Here is a 1,507-nt window from a genome sequence, read left to right as displayed (position 1 = left end):
TGACATGGGAATTATACCAGTTGTTAGAAGTTCTATAGGCGGATATTTTGTATCATGGGAAGTTTTTGGGTATAGCAAACAGACAGATTGCGTATCTGCCTCAAAAAATGATATACTGTTAGCGGCAGTTGCGCTCTACACGAAACGGTAAGCGAAACTGGCCGGTACCTGGAACCTTAGCTGGCGGGCGTAGGTTCTCTCTGGCCTGATCGGCAGTATATAACGGCTGATCAGGTCATTTACATTTCCGGGCCCGTATGGTCTGAAAGGAATGCAAAGCATATTTTTATCGCCATGGACAGATTGACCTGGTACTCCCATTTCCCAGCTTCCTTTTTTATAGGAACTTCTATGGTTATAATGGTGCAGAAGTTATACAGGGTCATCCGGCAGAGGATCTCAAATTCAATGTATTCCAGAGACTTGGAATGAAAATTTGCGGTTCCGATTGTATGCTTCAGGCCGCGGAAAGAAGTTTCCAGCCCCCAGCGGAGATGGTAAATATGCTTGATCTGTTCCAATGAAAGCTCATCTGAGGGGAGATTGGTAATAAGGTTCTCAAAAACTCCTTCCGCTGTCTGGAAACGGAGTACCCGCAGCTGCATGCGGTATTCAGGACAGCTGTCCGTGATAAAGTCAAAGGGCACTGCTTTGCATATACAGCGGTATAGAGGGTCTAATTCAGGATGCAGCCTTTTCCTCCTGGCCTTTGACCGGGTAAGAACAACCTCTGCCCACTGGTCCATCGTGTCAGACAGGCTGCTGACCGCAGGAAAACGCTTTATGTTGATATCCTTGGCGCGGATGGCGAAGAAAGAGCCTTTTTCAAGGGCATGTGCGAAGACGTTATAGCTGGCAAAGCCCCTGTCCGCTGCAAAAATAGGACAGCCGCCATAAATATAACGGTCTATCAGCTGGCAGAGTGCGGCAGATTCGTTTTTGAGCCTGCCCGGCTGGATGACTACATCCAGATACCTCTTGGAAAGCAGGTCATAGAGTGAAATGGTGTGGAGCGAGTTGAAGCCCCTTTCTGACCTGCCGCTTGTGGGATGGAAAGTGGAAGGGTCCTGAGGGTTTCTGGCAATGTTAAATTCGCAGCCGTCAGCGGCAATAAGGGAATACCTGCCCATAAGGCCCTTAGAGGGGAAGCGGAGATTAAACTGCCGGAGGATGTGGCAGAAAGTTTCCGGAAGGAGCTTTGCGCGCTGCTGGATGAAGGCAGAAGCAGAAGGGACATCCTCAGGCAGGAAATAAAAATATTTCAGCAGTTCATGGCTGATGCAGCCGCTTCCCATGGAGAGGAAGAAATGGATCAGCTGTACAAACCCCAGCTTCCGGCCACGTGTAAAATCCTTTCCAGGGTTCTTGACAAACCGGGCGGTATTGCAGGCCATGGTGTCCACGATTGCCCGGAGCGCAGACTTGACCTTTTGTGGGAATGACATACAGGTACCTCCTTGAAATTGAAATGATAGTTCTGTTTTCAATTTCAAGGGCCGCTCTCGCT

1 protein-coding gene is annotated in these 1,507 nt (G+C 49.0%); it reads right to left on the bottom strand.

The window, feature by feature from the left end; all coding sequences use genetic code 11:
- Window positions 1-239: 239 nt before the first annotated feature.
- The gene (locus D5281_RS24910) at window positions 240-1,445 is read right to left on the bottom strand and encodes an IS4 family transposase (RefSeq protein ID WP_160562532.1); all 1,206 of its coding nucleotides are present in this window, start codon (window positions 1,443-1,445) and stop codon (window positions 240-242) included.
- Between the last annotated feature and the right edge of the window lie 62 nt (window positions 1,446-1,507).

The organism is Parablautia muri (assembly GCF_009917485.1).
Taxonomy (GTDB): domain Bacteria; phylum Bacillota; class Clostridia; order Lachnospirales; family Lachnospiraceae; genus Suilimivivens; species Suilimivivens muri.
The sequence above is the reverse complement of the archived record's forward strand: the minus strand, read 5'-3'. Positions and strand labels throughout refer to the sequence as shown.